General features: G+C 41.5%; 10 protein-coding genes, 4 pseudogenes and 1 other annotated feature. Of the genes and pseudogenes, 6 read left to right on the top strand and 8 right to left on the bottom strand.

The genetic code is table 11. From position 1 onward, the window contains the following. Window positions 1–46 precede the first annotated feature (46 nt). Window positions 47–454, top strand: coding sequence for a hypothetical protein (locus tag NQU59_RS14080; RefSeq protein WP_373462939.1), 408 nt, complete (start codon window positions 47–49; stop codon window positions 452–454). Window positions 455–490: 36 nt separating this feature from the next. Here the strand turns inward: NQU59_RS14080 and NQU59_RS14075 are convergent, their stop codons facing one another. After that, a complete protein-coding gene (locus tag NQU59_RS14075; protein ID WP_257066299.1) occupies window positions 491–1,486 on the bottom strand; it encodes a glycosyl transferase family protein in 996 nt (331 codons plus the stop codon). A gap of 247 nt (window positions 1,487–1,733) precedes the next feature. Here NQU59_RS14075 and NQU59_RS14070 point away from each other — a divergent pair, with 247 nt between their 5' ends. Continuing rightward, window positions 1,734–2,879 (top strand): acyl-CoA dehydrogenase family protein, encoded by a 1,146-nt coding sequence (locus tag NQU59_RS14070; RefSeq protein WP_257066297.1) that lies wholly within the window; start codon window positions 1,734–1,736, stop codon window positions 2,877–2,879. A 62-nt stretch (window positions 2,880–2,941) separates the two neighbouring features. Here NQU59_RS14070 and NQU59_RS14065 read toward each other — a convergent pair whose 3' ends face one another. Further along, complete coding sequence (locus tag NQU59_RS14065; RefSeq protein WP_257063853.1) at window positions 2,942–3,883, bottom strand: alpha/beta hydrolase; 942 nt, start codon at window positions 3,881–3,883, stop codon at window positions 2,942–2,944. Between the two features lie 195 nt (window positions 3,884–4,078). Here NQU59_RS14065 and pheA point away from each other — a divergent pair, with 195 nt between their 5' ends. From pheA to NQU59_RS14045, 4 genes are all read left to right on the top strand, one after another. After that, entirely contained in the window at window positions 4,079–5,188 is a 1,110-nt protein-coding gene (pheA, locus tag NQU59_RS14060) for a prephenate dehydratase (RefSeq protein WP_005241924.1), read from the top strand. A 116-nt stretch (window positions 5,189–5,304) separates the two neighbouring features. After that, entirely contained in the window at window positions 5,305–7,554 is a 2,250-nt protein-coding gene (locus tag NQU59_RS14055; RefSeq protein ID WP_257063852.1) for a bifunctional prephenate dehydrogenase/3-phosphoshikimate 1-carboxyvinyltransferase, read from the top strand. A 293-nt stretch (window positions 7,555–7,847) separates the two neighbouring features. Then, window positions 7,848–8,231 (top strand): hypothetical protein, encoded by a 384-nt coding sequence (locus NQU59_RS14050; RefSeq protein WP_257063851.1) that lies wholly within the window; start codon window positions 7,848–7,850, stop codon window positions 8,229–8,231. A 103-nt stretch (window positions 8,232–8,334) separates the two neighbouring features. Next, window positions 8,335–9,795 carry an aminoacyl-histidine dipeptidase gene (locus tag NQU59_RS14045; RefSeq protein WP_257063850.1) on the top strand — a complete coding sequence of 487 codons (1,461 nt, stop codon included), beginning with the start codon at window positions 8,335–8,337 and terminating at the stop codon, window positions 9,793–9,795. Between the two features lie 18 nt (window positions 9,796–9,813). Here NQU59_RS14045 and NQU59_RS14040 read toward each other — a convergent pair whose 3' ends face one another. The 6 genes and pseudogenes from NQU59_RS14040 to NQU59_RS14015 form a co-directional block, all read right to left on the bottom strand. Continuing rightward, a complete protein-coding gene (locus tag NQU59_RS14040; RefSeq protein ID WP_043969755.1) occupies window positions 9,814–10,383 on the bottom strand; it encodes an RNA 2'-phosphotransferase in 570 nt (189 codons plus the stop codon). Between the two features lie 12 nt (window positions 10,384–10,395). Beyond that, window positions 10,396–10,854: pseudogene (locus tag NQU59_RS14035) on the bottom strand (RNA 3'-terminal phosphate cyclase); the annotation flags it as partial. A gap of 40 nt (window positions 10,855–10,894) precedes the next feature. Continuing rightward, window positions 10,895–12,115, bottom strand: a pseudogene (locus tag NQU59_RS14030) (IS3 family transposase). Beyond that, window positions 11,724–11,840: a sequence feature (AL1L pseudoknot), on the bottom strand. It overlaps the preceding pseudogene by 117 nt. 19 nt (window positions 12,116–12,134) lie before the next feature. Continuing rightward, window positions 12,135–12,758 (bottom strand): annotated as a pseudogene (gene rtcA, locus NQU59_RS14025) (RNA 3'-terminal phosphate cyclase); the annotation flags it as partial. 258 nt (window positions 12,759–13,016) lie between these two features. Further along, complete coding sequence (locus NQU59_RS14020) at window positions 13,017–13,475, bottom strand: DIP1984 family protein (RefSeq protein ID WP_257063848.1); 459 nt, start codon at window positions 13,473–13,475, stop codon at window positions 13,017–13,019. 12 nt (window positions 13,476–13,487) lie between these two features. Then, a pseudogene (locus tag NQU59_RS14015) lies at window positions 13,488–13,870 on the bottom strand (DUF7684 family protein). Between the last annotated feature and the right edge of the window lies 1 nt (window position 13,871).

Raw genomic sequence — 13,871 nt, 5'->3', positions numbered from 1 at the left:
AACACTGGGCTTTTTTTATCTTTATCAAAAGATAATAATGAATGGGATGAAACTTATAAAACTTGTCTGCACGTTCTTATTGCTTAGTTTACTGAGTGGCACTGCCTTGGCTAAACAGCCGATTGAATGTTTACTCAAGGTGAAGGTGATTGCCAGCCAGAAATACACTTCACCTCAAACTGAATATACAGCAATAAAAAATGATGGTTATCCTATGTTGTTGATTGGGATTGAGGTCATGGACGCTCAAACCATGCGGAACTCCCAAAAGATCAAAGCGCATCATGCCTATTGTAAGACACTTATTGGTCAACAAAGAGATGCGTATCTGTCTGGTCCTTATGATTCGAATAAGATTACAATCAAAATCGGTGATCAATTGAGCTTAAGAAATATTCATTCTTCCGCTCATGAATATCCGTTTTGGCCAGATTTTTATTATGTTGAACCATAAGACCAAGGCCGTTTGATAGCCTTGGTCTATTTGATATTAGAAACGGCTCTGCCAAAGGGCTTGAGCTTTCTCCATTGCCTCATCATAACTATTGACCACACCCATGGTATATAGTGCGATTCCCATAGTTTCAATGACTGCCATTTCTCCATATTCATGTGTTTGCTCACCCAGCCAAACGGCTCTAAACACAGCTAAATCAAGCTCTTCTTCAATTGGGCTACGGTCAGGGGTCAATTTAGGCAGTTCGAGTTCGTATAACTCACCATTTTTAATCCCACAAATTAAGGTTTTGGCATCAGGATTACGCTCAAACTCGCCACCTTCACCTTTAATCACTGCACTGTTTTGATAACCCAAACGAAACGCAGTTTGCTGGTGTGAACTACGATAAGCAGGGTGAAAAATTGCCTGTAAGGTTGCTTTGGCATTAAAGGGGTTGATCAGGCGTGCCAGTGTATGAATTGGTGAGCGTAATCCCATGACATTTCGTAGTGAAATCAATTCACTTAAAATTGGTGAGATGACCTCAAGTGGCAAGTAGGCAAAATGGTGTTGTTCCAGCTGCTCACGAACCTCTTGTTCATTTTGGCAAATTGAATAGCCTAAGTATTGTAGTACTTGTTCGGTATAGACACGGTTAATGGTATGACCAGATGCACCATGCATCACAATTTTGTAACCATGATGTGCTAAAGTCAGTGCTGCCAATAAGAACCATGGATAGTGCTTACGCTTGCCTGCATAAGAAGACCAGTCAAGGTCAACATCAAGTGGCTGAAAACTGAGTTGGTCACGGGTGGCTTGAACAAAACCTGCCAGCTCATCCACAGACTCTTCTTTAACACGCAACAGCATCAAGAATGCACCTAACTGCACATCCAGTACTTCATCTTTTAAAATCATCGTAAAAGCTTGATAAGCTTCTTCGTAACTGAGCGAACGAGACCCTGTTTTGCCCTTACCTAAAATACGCACATACTGAGCAAATGGATGTTCTGCGGTTTTATAAATATTACGTTTGGTGTTCATGGCCGTAGTGAAGGTTGTCACAAAGAATAAAATCAATATGACATAAAACTGCGCTGTATAGCATAAAAAAACCAACAAGCTGTTTAATCAATAAACAACTGTGAACTGAAGATCGGTGATGCAAACAAAATTATTGACCGAATCAGTCTAGTGATTTGATGTAAACGGGACATGACATCCCATCTAAAAGTTATTAGCATGACTGCGAACAAACTTTTAAGAACAATGAAAGCGAAAGGAAATAATGATGTTAGCTTACGATTCAGATTTGGAACTCTTCCGCGATAACTTTAAACGCTTTATGAGCGAGCAGATTGCACCGCATTATGACCAATGGGAGCGTGAAGGCATTATGCCACGTTCGGTATGGAGCGCATTGGGTGAAAATGGATTCTTGTGTGTCGATGTTCCAGAAGAATACGGCGGTTATGGTGTACCAACGCATTATTCATTGATGTTGGTTGAAGAGTCTGCACGTGCAGGCTATTGCGCATTATCAACTGCGATTTCATGTCATTCTGAAATTGCTGCGCCGTATATTCAGCACATTGCGACAGAAGAACAAAAACAGTATTGGTTGCCAAAAATGGTGTCGGGTGAAGTCGTGGGTGCGATTGGTATGACTGAGCCAGGTGCAGGTTCTGACTTACAGGCGATGCGTACCAGTGCTATCTTGCAAGATGATCATTATGTGTTAAATGGTTCGAAGACCTTTATTTCAAATGGTCAACATGCGGATCTTGTGGTTCTAGCTGTGAAGACTGATCCACAAGCACGTGCCAAAGGTGTGTCACTCATGTTGGTGGATACACATTTAGAAGGGTTTAAAAAGGGAACCAACCTCGACAAAATTGGTTTGCACTCACAAGATACGTCAGAGTTGTTCTTTGATAATGTCAAAGTACCGAAAGATCAATTGTTGGGCCAAGCAGGGCAAGGTTTTGCTTACCTGATGCAGGAGCTTCCACGTGAACGTACCGCGATTGCTTCAACGGCATTGGGTGCAATCCGTGGCGCAATTGATTTAGCAACAGCGTATGTAAAAGAACGCCAAGCCTTTGGTCAGGCAATTTCACAATTCCAAAATACACGTTTTGTCTTGGCTCAAGCGAAGATTGATGAGTTGGCAACAGCTGCTTTCTATAACCAAAATGTAGCTTTATACAATGAAGGCAAGTTAGATGTTGAAACAGCCGCTGCATTGAAGAGCTTTAGTACTGATATGCAAATGAAAGTCGCTGATAACTTGCTTCAACTCTTCGGTGGTTATGGCTATATGATTGAATATCCAATTTCACGTTTCTTCGTTGATGCACGTATCCAGCGTATTTATGGTGGTACTAACGAAATCATGAAAGAAATCGTGGCACGTGGCATTATCGGTAAAGCTTAATTCAGCCCCTCAAAAAAATAGCCTGCTCTATAGCAGGCTATTTTGTTTTATGCAGGAAGAGATTAAGGCTTTGGCTCATTAAATAAAGCAGCACAATGTTCGGTTTGACATCCTGCAAGTAGAATGGCTTTTGGGAGACTGGCGTACAGATTGGTCAGGTGCTGTTCAGCGGGATGCTGAAAATGCCAAAAAGAAAATTGTTTCGAGTATTGGTCTTTAAAATTTTGATAAAAATCATTTTGCTTTTTTAAAGCATTGGGATCTGCCGCGGGTCCTTTCCCTAATTCTTGCGTACCGATGGTGGTCATAAGCATTACATTTTGAGTTGTATTGGTTTTATTTTTTAGCCATTCAGCCTGTCTATTGGCTAAGGCGTAGTTGTCAAACCAAAGTGAAGGGCTTGCGGCAATATATCGCTGAAATGTCTGTGGCTTCGAAAAGAAGGTATGTAATGCAAACAATCCGCCAAAGGAGTGTCCGAATAAGCTTTGTTGCTGGGCATTGACCTTAATTCGTGAACTGATTGCAGGTTTAAGTTCTTTATCTAAGAACTGGATGAACTGGTCTGCACCACCATACTGATATTTTGCCTGCGCTTGAAATTCGGCAGACGTTTTAGGGGTATAGTCTAAGGCGCGTTTTTGCACATCAAAGGTGCTCTGGTGGGGATAGCCAACTGCAACAATTACCACAGGGCTAAGCCCCAAACGATTTGCACCTACACCAACTGATCTCGCAATATTGGCCGCGCTTTCAAAGGCGGCATTGCCATCCAGCACATACAAAACAGGAAAGCCATTTACAGGTGCTGCACGATCGGGAACGGCAATCTGGATCAGGTAGTCTTGAGAAGTATATTTTGATTTCAGGATAAAACTTTGTTTGGTCTGGGTATTTGCTTGTACTTCTTGAGTTGAGCTGGAACTTGCCGTAGCAGGCTGTGCAACCACTGATTGGCTAGCGATCATGAAAGAAAAAGTCAAAATACCAAGACGTCTAAACATTACTTTATTTACACTCGTCAAAAATTTGACAGGAAATATATAATGAAAATCATTATCAATAAAGTTTAATGCGAAAAAGAGTTAAAACTCAGCGTGTTTAATGCATAAAAGTATTGTTATACTCTAGTTCGGATAATCGATTCATACATAGATTTTAATCCATTCTTATAGATGATTTTGCTGAGGCTGCATTCAATGGTAAACGATGGACAAAACACATCGAATTCACTTAATTTAGAACAAATTCGTAACGATATTGATAGTGTTGATCAACAAATCCAAGAGTTACTCAACCGCCGTGCGACACTGGCAGAAGCGGTAGCTAAAGCGAAATTTGCATCCGAAGAAAATCCACTGTTTTATCGCCCTGAACGTGAAGCTCAAGTGCTGCGCAAAGTGATGGAGCGTAATCAGGGACCTTTGTCTGATGCGACCATGGCACGTTTATTCCGTGAAATCATGTCTGCTTGTCTGGCACTTGAAGCACCACAAAGTATTGCGTTCTTAGGGCCGGAAGGAACATATACGCATTCTGCTGTGTTAAAGCATTTTGGTAAAGATGCGGTTGTACGTCCATTACCAACCATTGATGAAGTCTTCCGTGAAGTCGAAGCGGGTAGCGCACATTATGGCGTTGTTCCAGTGGAGAACTCATCTGAAGGTATTGTTAACCATACGCTGGATTGCTTTAAATCATCGACCGTCAATGTGATTGGGGAAGTTGAACTACGTATTCATCATCAATTCCTTGTATCCGAGAATACCCGTAAAGACAGCATTAAACAGATTTATGCGCATCAGCAAACCTTGGCACAATGCCGCAAATGGTTAGATGCCCACTATCCGGGTGTAGAGCGTGTTGCGCTGAACTCAAATGCGGAAGCGGCGCGCCGTATTCGTAACGAATGGCATTCAGCAGCAATTGCATCTGATATTGCAGCAAACATGTATAACCTCGAGATTTTACATAGCAATATTGAAGATAACCCTGAAAATACCACACGTTTCCTTGTCATTGGTCGTGAGAAGATCCCTCAAAGTGGTAATGACAAGACTTCGTTATTGATCTCTGCGCATGATCGTGCTGGTGCTTTACTGGAAATTCTTGCACCATTTGCTAAGCATCAAATCAGCTTGACCAGCATTGAAACGCGTCCAGCATTACCTGAAAAATGGGCGTATGTGTTCTTTATCGATTTGGAAGGGCATATTGGTCAGGAAAATGTTGCGGCGGCATTGGAAGAAATTCGTCCAATGGTCAAAGAACTACGTGTACTTGGATCGTATCCAATCGCTGTTTTGTAAGTCTATTTATTGTAATAAATTTTAAAATCCCTCCCAACCTCCCTTTATAAAGGGAGGAGTTTCCCCTCTTTTAAAAGAGGGGTTAGGGGAGATTTTTACATAGGCAAATATGTTTTATGTCTCAACCATTATTTAAAAAAGTTGCATTTATTGGGCTTGGACTGATTGGGTCTAGCCTTGCTCGTGTGATTGTGGCAGAACAGCTTGCATCTCAAATTGTGGCTTCAACACGTTCAAAAAAAACATTAGAAGATGCCAAAGCACTCGGTCTTATTCAACACGGTTATGCTACGCCTGAAGAAGCAGTTCAGGATGCAGATTTAATTGTTTTAGCCTTGCCTGTTCGTGCAACGCAAAACGTGCTTGAGCAAATCAAACCTTATTTGGCAGACAATACCATCATTACTGATGTAGGAAGTACCAAAGGCAATGTCGTTGAAGCGGCGAAAGCAGTCTTTGGCGAAAACTTGCCAGTCGGTTTTGTACCTGGGCATCCGATTGCGGGAGCTGAGCATACTGGGGTACATGCAGGTAAAGTTGATTTATTTGTTAACCATAAAGTAATTTTGACTCCCTTGCCAAGTAGTGCGGATTGGGCTGTTGAAAAGCTGGTTCAACTCTGGTCTGCGGCAAAAGCTGAAGTTATTTGCATGGATGTGGCAAAACATGATGAGGTATTGGCACATACCAGTCATTTACCGCATTTGATGGCATTCAACTTGGTTGAGCAACTGGCAAATCGTGAAGATAATTTAGACATTTTCCGCTATGCTGCTGGCGGTTTCCGTGACTTCTCTCGGATTGCAGCCAGTGATCCACAGATGTGGCATGACATTTTCTTTGCCAATAAGACTGCAATTTTGAATGCTGTTGATGGCTTTGAACAGCAATTGTCAGTTTTAAAGAAATTGATTGAACAGGAAGATTCGCAAGCGTTGATGGGACTACTTGGGCATGCTCAAGCGGCACGTCAGCACTTTAACCATATGTTGGCCAAAAAACCTTTGATGGAGAAAAACAAGGTGACACAGCAATTTACCATTTTACCGGGAAAGAAAACATTTACAGGTAAATTCACCGTACCAGGTGACAAATCTGTGTCACATCGCTCCATCATGTTTGGTGCGATTGCTGAAGGCACAACCCATGTGACTGGCTTCTTGGAGGGTGAAGATGCACTCGCAACTTTGCAGGCTTTCCGTGACATGGGCGTGAGCATCGAAGGGCCTAAGAATGGTGAAGTCACCATTCATGGTGTGGGCATGCACGGTTTAAAAGCGCCAGCAAGTGCTTTGTATATGGGGAACTCAGGTACCAGTATGCGTTTGCTGTCAGGCATGTTGTCTGCGCAGAAGTTTGATTCAGTGATGACAGGTGATGCCTCATTGTCTAAACGTCCAATGGAGCGTATTGCCAAGCCATTACGTGAAATGGGTGCACAAATCCAAACCACAGGTGAGAAAGGTACACCACCAGTCAGTATTACAGGTAGCCAAGCCCTTAAAGGGATTCAGTACGATTTACCAATGGCGTCTGCTCAAGTGAAATCAGGCATTTTACTGGCAGGCTTATGGGCGGCTGGTGAAACTTCAGTGACTGAACCTGAACCAACCCGTGACCATACCGAGCGTATGTTACGTGCCTTTGGTTATGAGGTAAAAACCGAAGGCAATAAAATTTCACTCGTGGGTGGTGGTAAATTAGTGGGGACTGATATTCAGGTACCTTCTGATATTTCATCTGCTGCATTCTTTATGGTGGGTGCTGCAATTACTGAAGGAGCAGACGTCATTCTTGAAGCGGTGGGGATTAATCCAACGCGTACAGGTGTGATTGAAATTCTTAAGCAGATGGGTGCTGATCTAAGCGTAGAAAATGAACGTATTGCAGGCGGTGAACCCATTGCAGATATTCATATCAAAGGTTCTAGAACGCTGAAAGGCATTCATATGCCAGAAGATCAAGTGCCGTTAGCCATCGATGAATTCCCTGCATTATTCATTGCTGCTGCATGTGCAGAAGGCCAAACGGTTCTGACAGGTGCTGCTGAGCTTCGTGTTAAAGAATCTGACCGTATCCAAGTGATGGCAGATGGCTTGAAAATCATGGGGATTGATTGCACCCCAACCGAAGATGGCATTATCATCGAAGGGAAAGGCAAGTCTGGTGATTGGTCTGCGATCTTTACTGGTGGTGAAATTGAATCACACCATGACCATCGTATTGCCATGAGTTTTAGTATGGCTGGTTTGCGTACCTCGGGTAACATTACCATTCATGGTACAGAAACTGTGGCGACAAGTTTCCCGACATTTACTGAACTCGCAAATTCAGCGGGTTTGGATGTACAGGTTGTGAATCCATAAGCTGATTTTAAAAAAGCAGTGTTTAGCTTTGAAAATAAGTTAAATGCTGCTTTTTTATATAAGCATATCGATAAAGACAATTGGCTAAAGATAATGCTAAAACGCTTAAATAATAAAAAGACGGAGTTTGTCGATGTACATATCTAATCGGGTCTAAATTTATCAATTTAGCTATAGAACTAAGACAATCAGCTAATCCATTAAAGACAATTGTATATATAATAATTCTTAGCGTACCAGTTGGTTTAGCGCTGCGATCCAGAGCTAAAAAACATAAGAATAGAGGGAATAGCATGAAAACGTTGCAATTTATAGCAGATTGCCCAAAACACGGGATGGTTGATCATCCACCGAATGAATGCTATATCACGCAAGAGTACGTGGCTGCGCTGCTGTATAAACAATTAGAACAATACGGTTTTGATGCGAAGCATATCCGTCATGAGCATGAAAAAATTGAAGTGCGTATCGACAATCACCAATTACCGCTTTCCATCTTATGCTCACAGCAAGATACCGAAGGGCATATTCTCTGTGAAATCTCTGCCAATCCTCAGCAAGAACAAGCCTGGTTTGAGCGTATTGAAACCCAGAGTGTTATTCGCCAATTGGCTCAAGCTGTTGAAAATAGCTTAAAAGCAGAGCATAGTTTTTCTCAGTTTGTGTGGAAAAGCTAAGTCAAATTTGCACATAAAATCTAAAATGAAGTGATTTAACATCATCGCCCTTTGAGTGTATGGTGTATATTGGTTTAAACGCTTTATTTGAGGATATAGGTGCATGATACAGGTCGATTTTTCTAAATTATCACCCCAAGCGGTTTGGCAACACTTTGAGACCTTATGTACGATTCCTCGACCATCCAAGCATGAACAACAATTAAGGCAACATTTAAAAGATTGGGCGGAACAGCGCAACTTGGAAACCTATGTTGATGACATAGGGAATTTAATCATTCGAAAAGCCGCTACAGCGGGTAAAGAACAGGTTGCAGGTGTGATTTTGCAGGGACACTTGGACATGGTGACTCAGGCAAACCGCGGGACCCAACATGACTTTTTTAAAGATCCAATCCAACCTGTATTAAAAGATGGCTGGTTGATTGCTGAAAATACGACCTTAGGTGCGGATAATGGCATTGGGGTTGCACTAGCGTTGGCCGTATTAGAGTCAAATGATATTGCGCACGGGCCGATTGAGGTTCTGCTAACCATTGATGAAGAAGCGGGAATGAGCGGTGCTCGTTTGCTTGAGTCCGGTGTTTTAACTGGACAATGGCTCTTTAATATTGATACTGAAGAATGGGGCGAATTGTATCTTGGTTGTGCAGGAAGTATTGATTTGGAAGTGGGGCAGCCACTTGCATATGAAACAGCACCAGCAAATTTAATTTATGTAGATTTACTGGTATCAGGTTTAAAGGGCGGTCACTCTGGGGTTGATATTCATCTAGGTCGTGGTAATGCCAATATGATTTTAGCCAATTTCCTGAATGACTATTTAGCACAATTCAATGGTCGACTGGTTGAGTTTGTCGGTGGATCGGCACGAAATGCCATCCCGCGTGAAGCTGTGGCAACCATTGCAATTGAGATAGATCAATTGACTGCTCTAGAAAAAGCAGTTGCAGCTACACAGGCTGAATGGCAACAAAAACTAAAAGGTATTGATGATCAACTGCACATTACCATACAAAAAAATGCCAATCAGATACATGAAGTTATTACAATGCAGCAGCAACAAGCTTGGTTGCAGGCCTTGGCAACTTGCCCTTATGGCGTTGCACAGTGGAGTGCTGCTTTACCCGATGTGGTTGAGACCTCAAATAATATTGGTGTGATCAAATTGACAAAAGATGAAGCGAAAACCTTAATTATGGTTCGTTCGATGGTGAACCAAGAAGCCGTGACATTTGCACAAAATATTCAACAACACTTTGCCAATTTCCAGATTCAATCCGAATTAACGCCGTTAGTATCGGGTTGGACACCAAATCCAGATTCGGCTGCATTGAAATGTCTACAACAAGCTTATCAATCCGCATTTAAAATTGAACCAAACTTGAAAGTGATTCATGCTGGTTTGGAGTGTGGCATTATCGCTGAACATTATCCGAATTTACAAATGGTATCGTTTGGCCCTGATATTCAAGGGGCGCATGCGCCGGGTGAAAGAGTTAAAGTAGAAACGGTCGAGAAATGTTGGACGTTGTTAGTGACGGCTTTGGAAAGTGTGCGTTAACTCAATCTCGGAATCAGATCAGACCAATGATTCTGCCTTGGTCTGATCATTTAGTGATAAATATTGTGTTGGTACATGCTTTGTTAGCCAAACACCATTTTCTGCCTGATAAAACTCAAAGCCATCTTTATGCATTTGTACCGTATTGATTAAGAAGAGCACAGGCTTGCCATAGCGTTGACCTACATTCAAAGCCGTTTCTTTATTTTCACTTAAATGTACATAATGACGCTGTCCTGCAATTAAGCCTTGCGTCTGAATTGAATCTATAAATCGACTCGCTGTGCCATGATATAAATATTGTGGTGGTTTTAGTGCAATCATTTGCCGCTGTACAGTGCTTGTTGAGTGGCCTTGCACAGCTCTGATCATCAAACCATCGTCTGAGATTTGGAAGCGTTTTTTATCATTTTGTTCTACTATTAGTTGGAGGAATGCTTGATCTAGAAGAACATTGTGTTGTTGCGCAGCTTCAATGAGCTCAGCAATTTTTGCCCAACCTTCTTGATCAAGCTGAAGCCCAATTTGTTCAGGCTTATGTCTTAAGATCAGGCTTAAAAATTTGCTTATTTGAGTATGTTCTTTCATATTTAATATTCACTATTCTACGTTTACTTTGACCTGAAACAGTGTTTTATCCAGCTCGATAAATTCAATTTCACAATTAATAAATTTTTCAATCATAGTGGCTTGAGTACGGGTATGTTCACTAATACATTGTGCGGTAAATTCACCGCCTTGACCCAATGCTATAGGCAATAACAACTGATCTGCTAAATATTCATCCACAGCCGCCTGAGAAGCAATATATTGCTGCACCTGTTCAGCCAAATGATTGGCAATTTGTTCTGCACTTTTTCGCATTTCACCTAAAGCAGTAAATAGTTGAGTGTGGTGTTGATGCTCAACTCTGACATACGCCGTATTGCCTTGGCTAATCCCATTTAAATGGAACTGTTGTTGTGCATCTAATTTCAGTCTTTTACTTAAAGTTGTTAATTCCCGCTCTGCGATTTGCGCTTCTTTTGAAACATTCAATACAGCTGCAAAAGCTGCAGTATGAACCGTACCGGGTTTGTCGGAGACTTTTTTATTTAAGTTAGGCCACCTGACCTAACGGGTTAATCTTATCATAGTACATTGCTTCAAACTCAAAAGGCGATACATAACCCAGTGCACTGTGTACACGCTTTTTATTGAACCAATCTACCCAGTTTAGTGTCGCAAGTTGTACATCTGCTAAACCTTGCCAATCTGCTTTTAAATATTCAATCACCTCTGTTTTGTATAAGCCATTCACCGTTTCAGCCAGAGCATTATCGTATGAATCACCTGTCGTACCGACTGATGCTCGTAAATTTGCAGCATCTAAACGATTGGTATAGCGAATAGAAAGATATTGAACACCTCTATCGGAATGATGAATCACATTCTTTGGCATGCCTCGATCGTGCAATGCTTGCTCCAATGCATCGAGCACCATATCTGTATTCATCCGTGTAGATACTTTCCATCCAACAATTGCTCGTGAGAACACATCAATAATAAAGGCGGTATAGACCCAGCCTGAATGTGTTTGAATATACGTAAAGTCACTGACCCATAATTGGTCAGGTCGATCAGCACTAAAATTCCGTTTCACTAAATCATCTGCTCGTTTTTGATCATCTCGGCTACGGGTGGTTTGTTTATTCTTACCACGCCAAACACCTTGTATACCTAGCTTTTGCATCAATCGAGCAACTGTACAACGATGCAATAACATAACCCTCACGTTTCAATTTTTGCCAAACTTTACGTACACCATATCGACCTGAACTTTCTTTCCAAATACGTTTGATTTGCTCTGCATGATGTAAATCATGCAGAGCACGTTTCGCTCGATGTTCTGGGTTATCAACGAAATCTAAAGCCCGATAATAGGTCGAAGCTGCAATCGGTAAAATTCTACAAATCGCTTCAACACCATATAACGCCTTATTGTTATGGATAAAATCCACCATTATTTGTGTGGGCGGTCGAGCTCCGCCTGGGCGAAAAAAGCGGCTGCTTTACGTAGAATTTCATTGGCACGTTTTAATTCTTTAATTTCACGTTCCATTTGCTTCATTTTTTCTTGGTCAGATACCTGTTGTACTTTGGCGGGATTTTGTTGATCTAAGTATTTTTGATACCAAACACGAAGTGTTTCAGGAGTACAGCCAATTTTAGGAGCAATTGCGGAAACTGCTGCCCAATTCGATGGATAATCTTTTTCAGATTCAATTAGTAATTGAACCGCTCTTTCTCTAATTTCGGGGGTATAGTTTGGTTTTTTCATCGGAATAGTCTCTCAGAATATTGAGTCTCCGACAAACCCGGTACGGTTCAGTATTTTGTAAAGCGCCACGTTCTAACAAGCTAAACTTGTTTCGATGTTGCCACGGTTGAATCTTGATTTGAATTTCACCTGCACCAATCGGGAAGAAACCTGCTTTATTTAACTTAAACTCGGTTTCTATTCCCATCTTGGTGAGTGTAGGTAAAAAGCAATACTCGATAAAATCTGCTGTCGGTGCAAGCGGATTATGAGTACCGCCTGAGATGATGAGTTCACTAGCTTGATTTTGCAATAACAAAGCAGGCAATAGGGTCTGTAAAACCAGAGTTGTGCTGCCTGCTGAACCAATATGGAATTGGTATTTGCCACTTTGTACATGTTGAGGTGCAAAGTACAAGCGCTGGCTATGGAGTTCAGCACCTTCAACATACGCTTGGCTAATCTGTTGGGATGCCTGTACACAGACCAAATGCTGACGCATTAAACCTGGTTTTTTCCGTCTAGCCCGAATGTTAATTAATTCAAATGCCTGACCTGTAATCATCGAAAGGGCAAGGGCAGTTCTTAAAATTTGTCCACCACCTTCACCTTGTGAACCATCAATCTGGATGGTTGCTGGCATATTTGCCAAGGCCTTATTCACGTCTATTTTCCTTATTTTCTAATTAAATGAACATACTGTCAGTACATGGTAATGCGAAGTAACGCGTGACTTTGCTTTTGGCAAAGGTTTACGAGGTCCATGGTGCTGAGCCTAATCAGTGAAGATTGATGCACGGCTCGCATGCTGCCATAGCCGCCTGAATTATTTTCAATCCCTCAGATCGGAGTAACGCAGGATCTTGTACTCGCCCAGTATGTCCAAACTGTGATTGTGAACTAAATTCACAAAATCTGTTGTCTATTCAACTAAATCAATTTGCCAATTTGCAGCCTGAATTTTGATATTTAAATCACGTAATTTCGCGCTGATATCATCGGCTTGTTTTTGCAAGCTAGAGACAGGGATAACCTTCTGCCATTTGATCTCGCGTGAACTATAACGATCAGGTTCACGATGGGTATTGGCAATCGCATCAACGAGAATCTTGTGTTGCTCAGCATAACTATCTCGTAAGCTTAATAGGGACAGCAGGATTTTGCCATCCTCTAATTTTGCTTGTGCGTTGGTCAAATGAATGCGACAAATCAATTGATTGCTTTCTTGGCTCAAAGCAAACACCTGTTTGATCAGTTCATTTGGATCTTCACTCGGTTCATCACCATCTTGTACCAATACATTGGCGTTGATCCGTTGTTTTAATGAAGCGAGCTTTTTTTGTTGATCGCTTCGCAGTAAAAGTGCTTCTGCGAGTTTCATTTTATTTACCTTTTATTCAATATGTACAATGACTAAGTTTGAAACATTTTCCAATTCCATACTAAATTTTGCAAATTCAGTAATATCTTCTAAAGTTTCATTTTTATGCCAAGTTGTCATGAAGCAATGATCGACTGGTGGTTGATCGTTATAAAAACCTAGATACGTTTCATCTAGGCATCATCCCAAATAGAGCACTCATGTCCTGCCACCATTGCTTGAATGCATAGTCTTGAATAGACAATCTGCTCACAAATCCAATTACGCCATTCAGGTAAAATTTCATCAGTATTTACAGCCAAGATGATGTAATAGGATTGCTCAGGTAGAGCGAGATGAACTGCTTCATTTGCTCTGATTCTATAGCTTCGAATATCTAAACAATCCTTTTCCATA

Source organism: Acinetobacter colistiniresistens (assembly GCF_024582815.1).
In the GTDB taxonomy this organism is placed as follows: Bacteria; Pseudomonadota; Gammaproteobacteria; order Pseudomonadales; family Moraxellaceae; genus Acinetobacter.
Note: the sequence above shows the minus strand (reverse complement) of the source record. Positions and strands in the feature narration are given on the sequence as shown.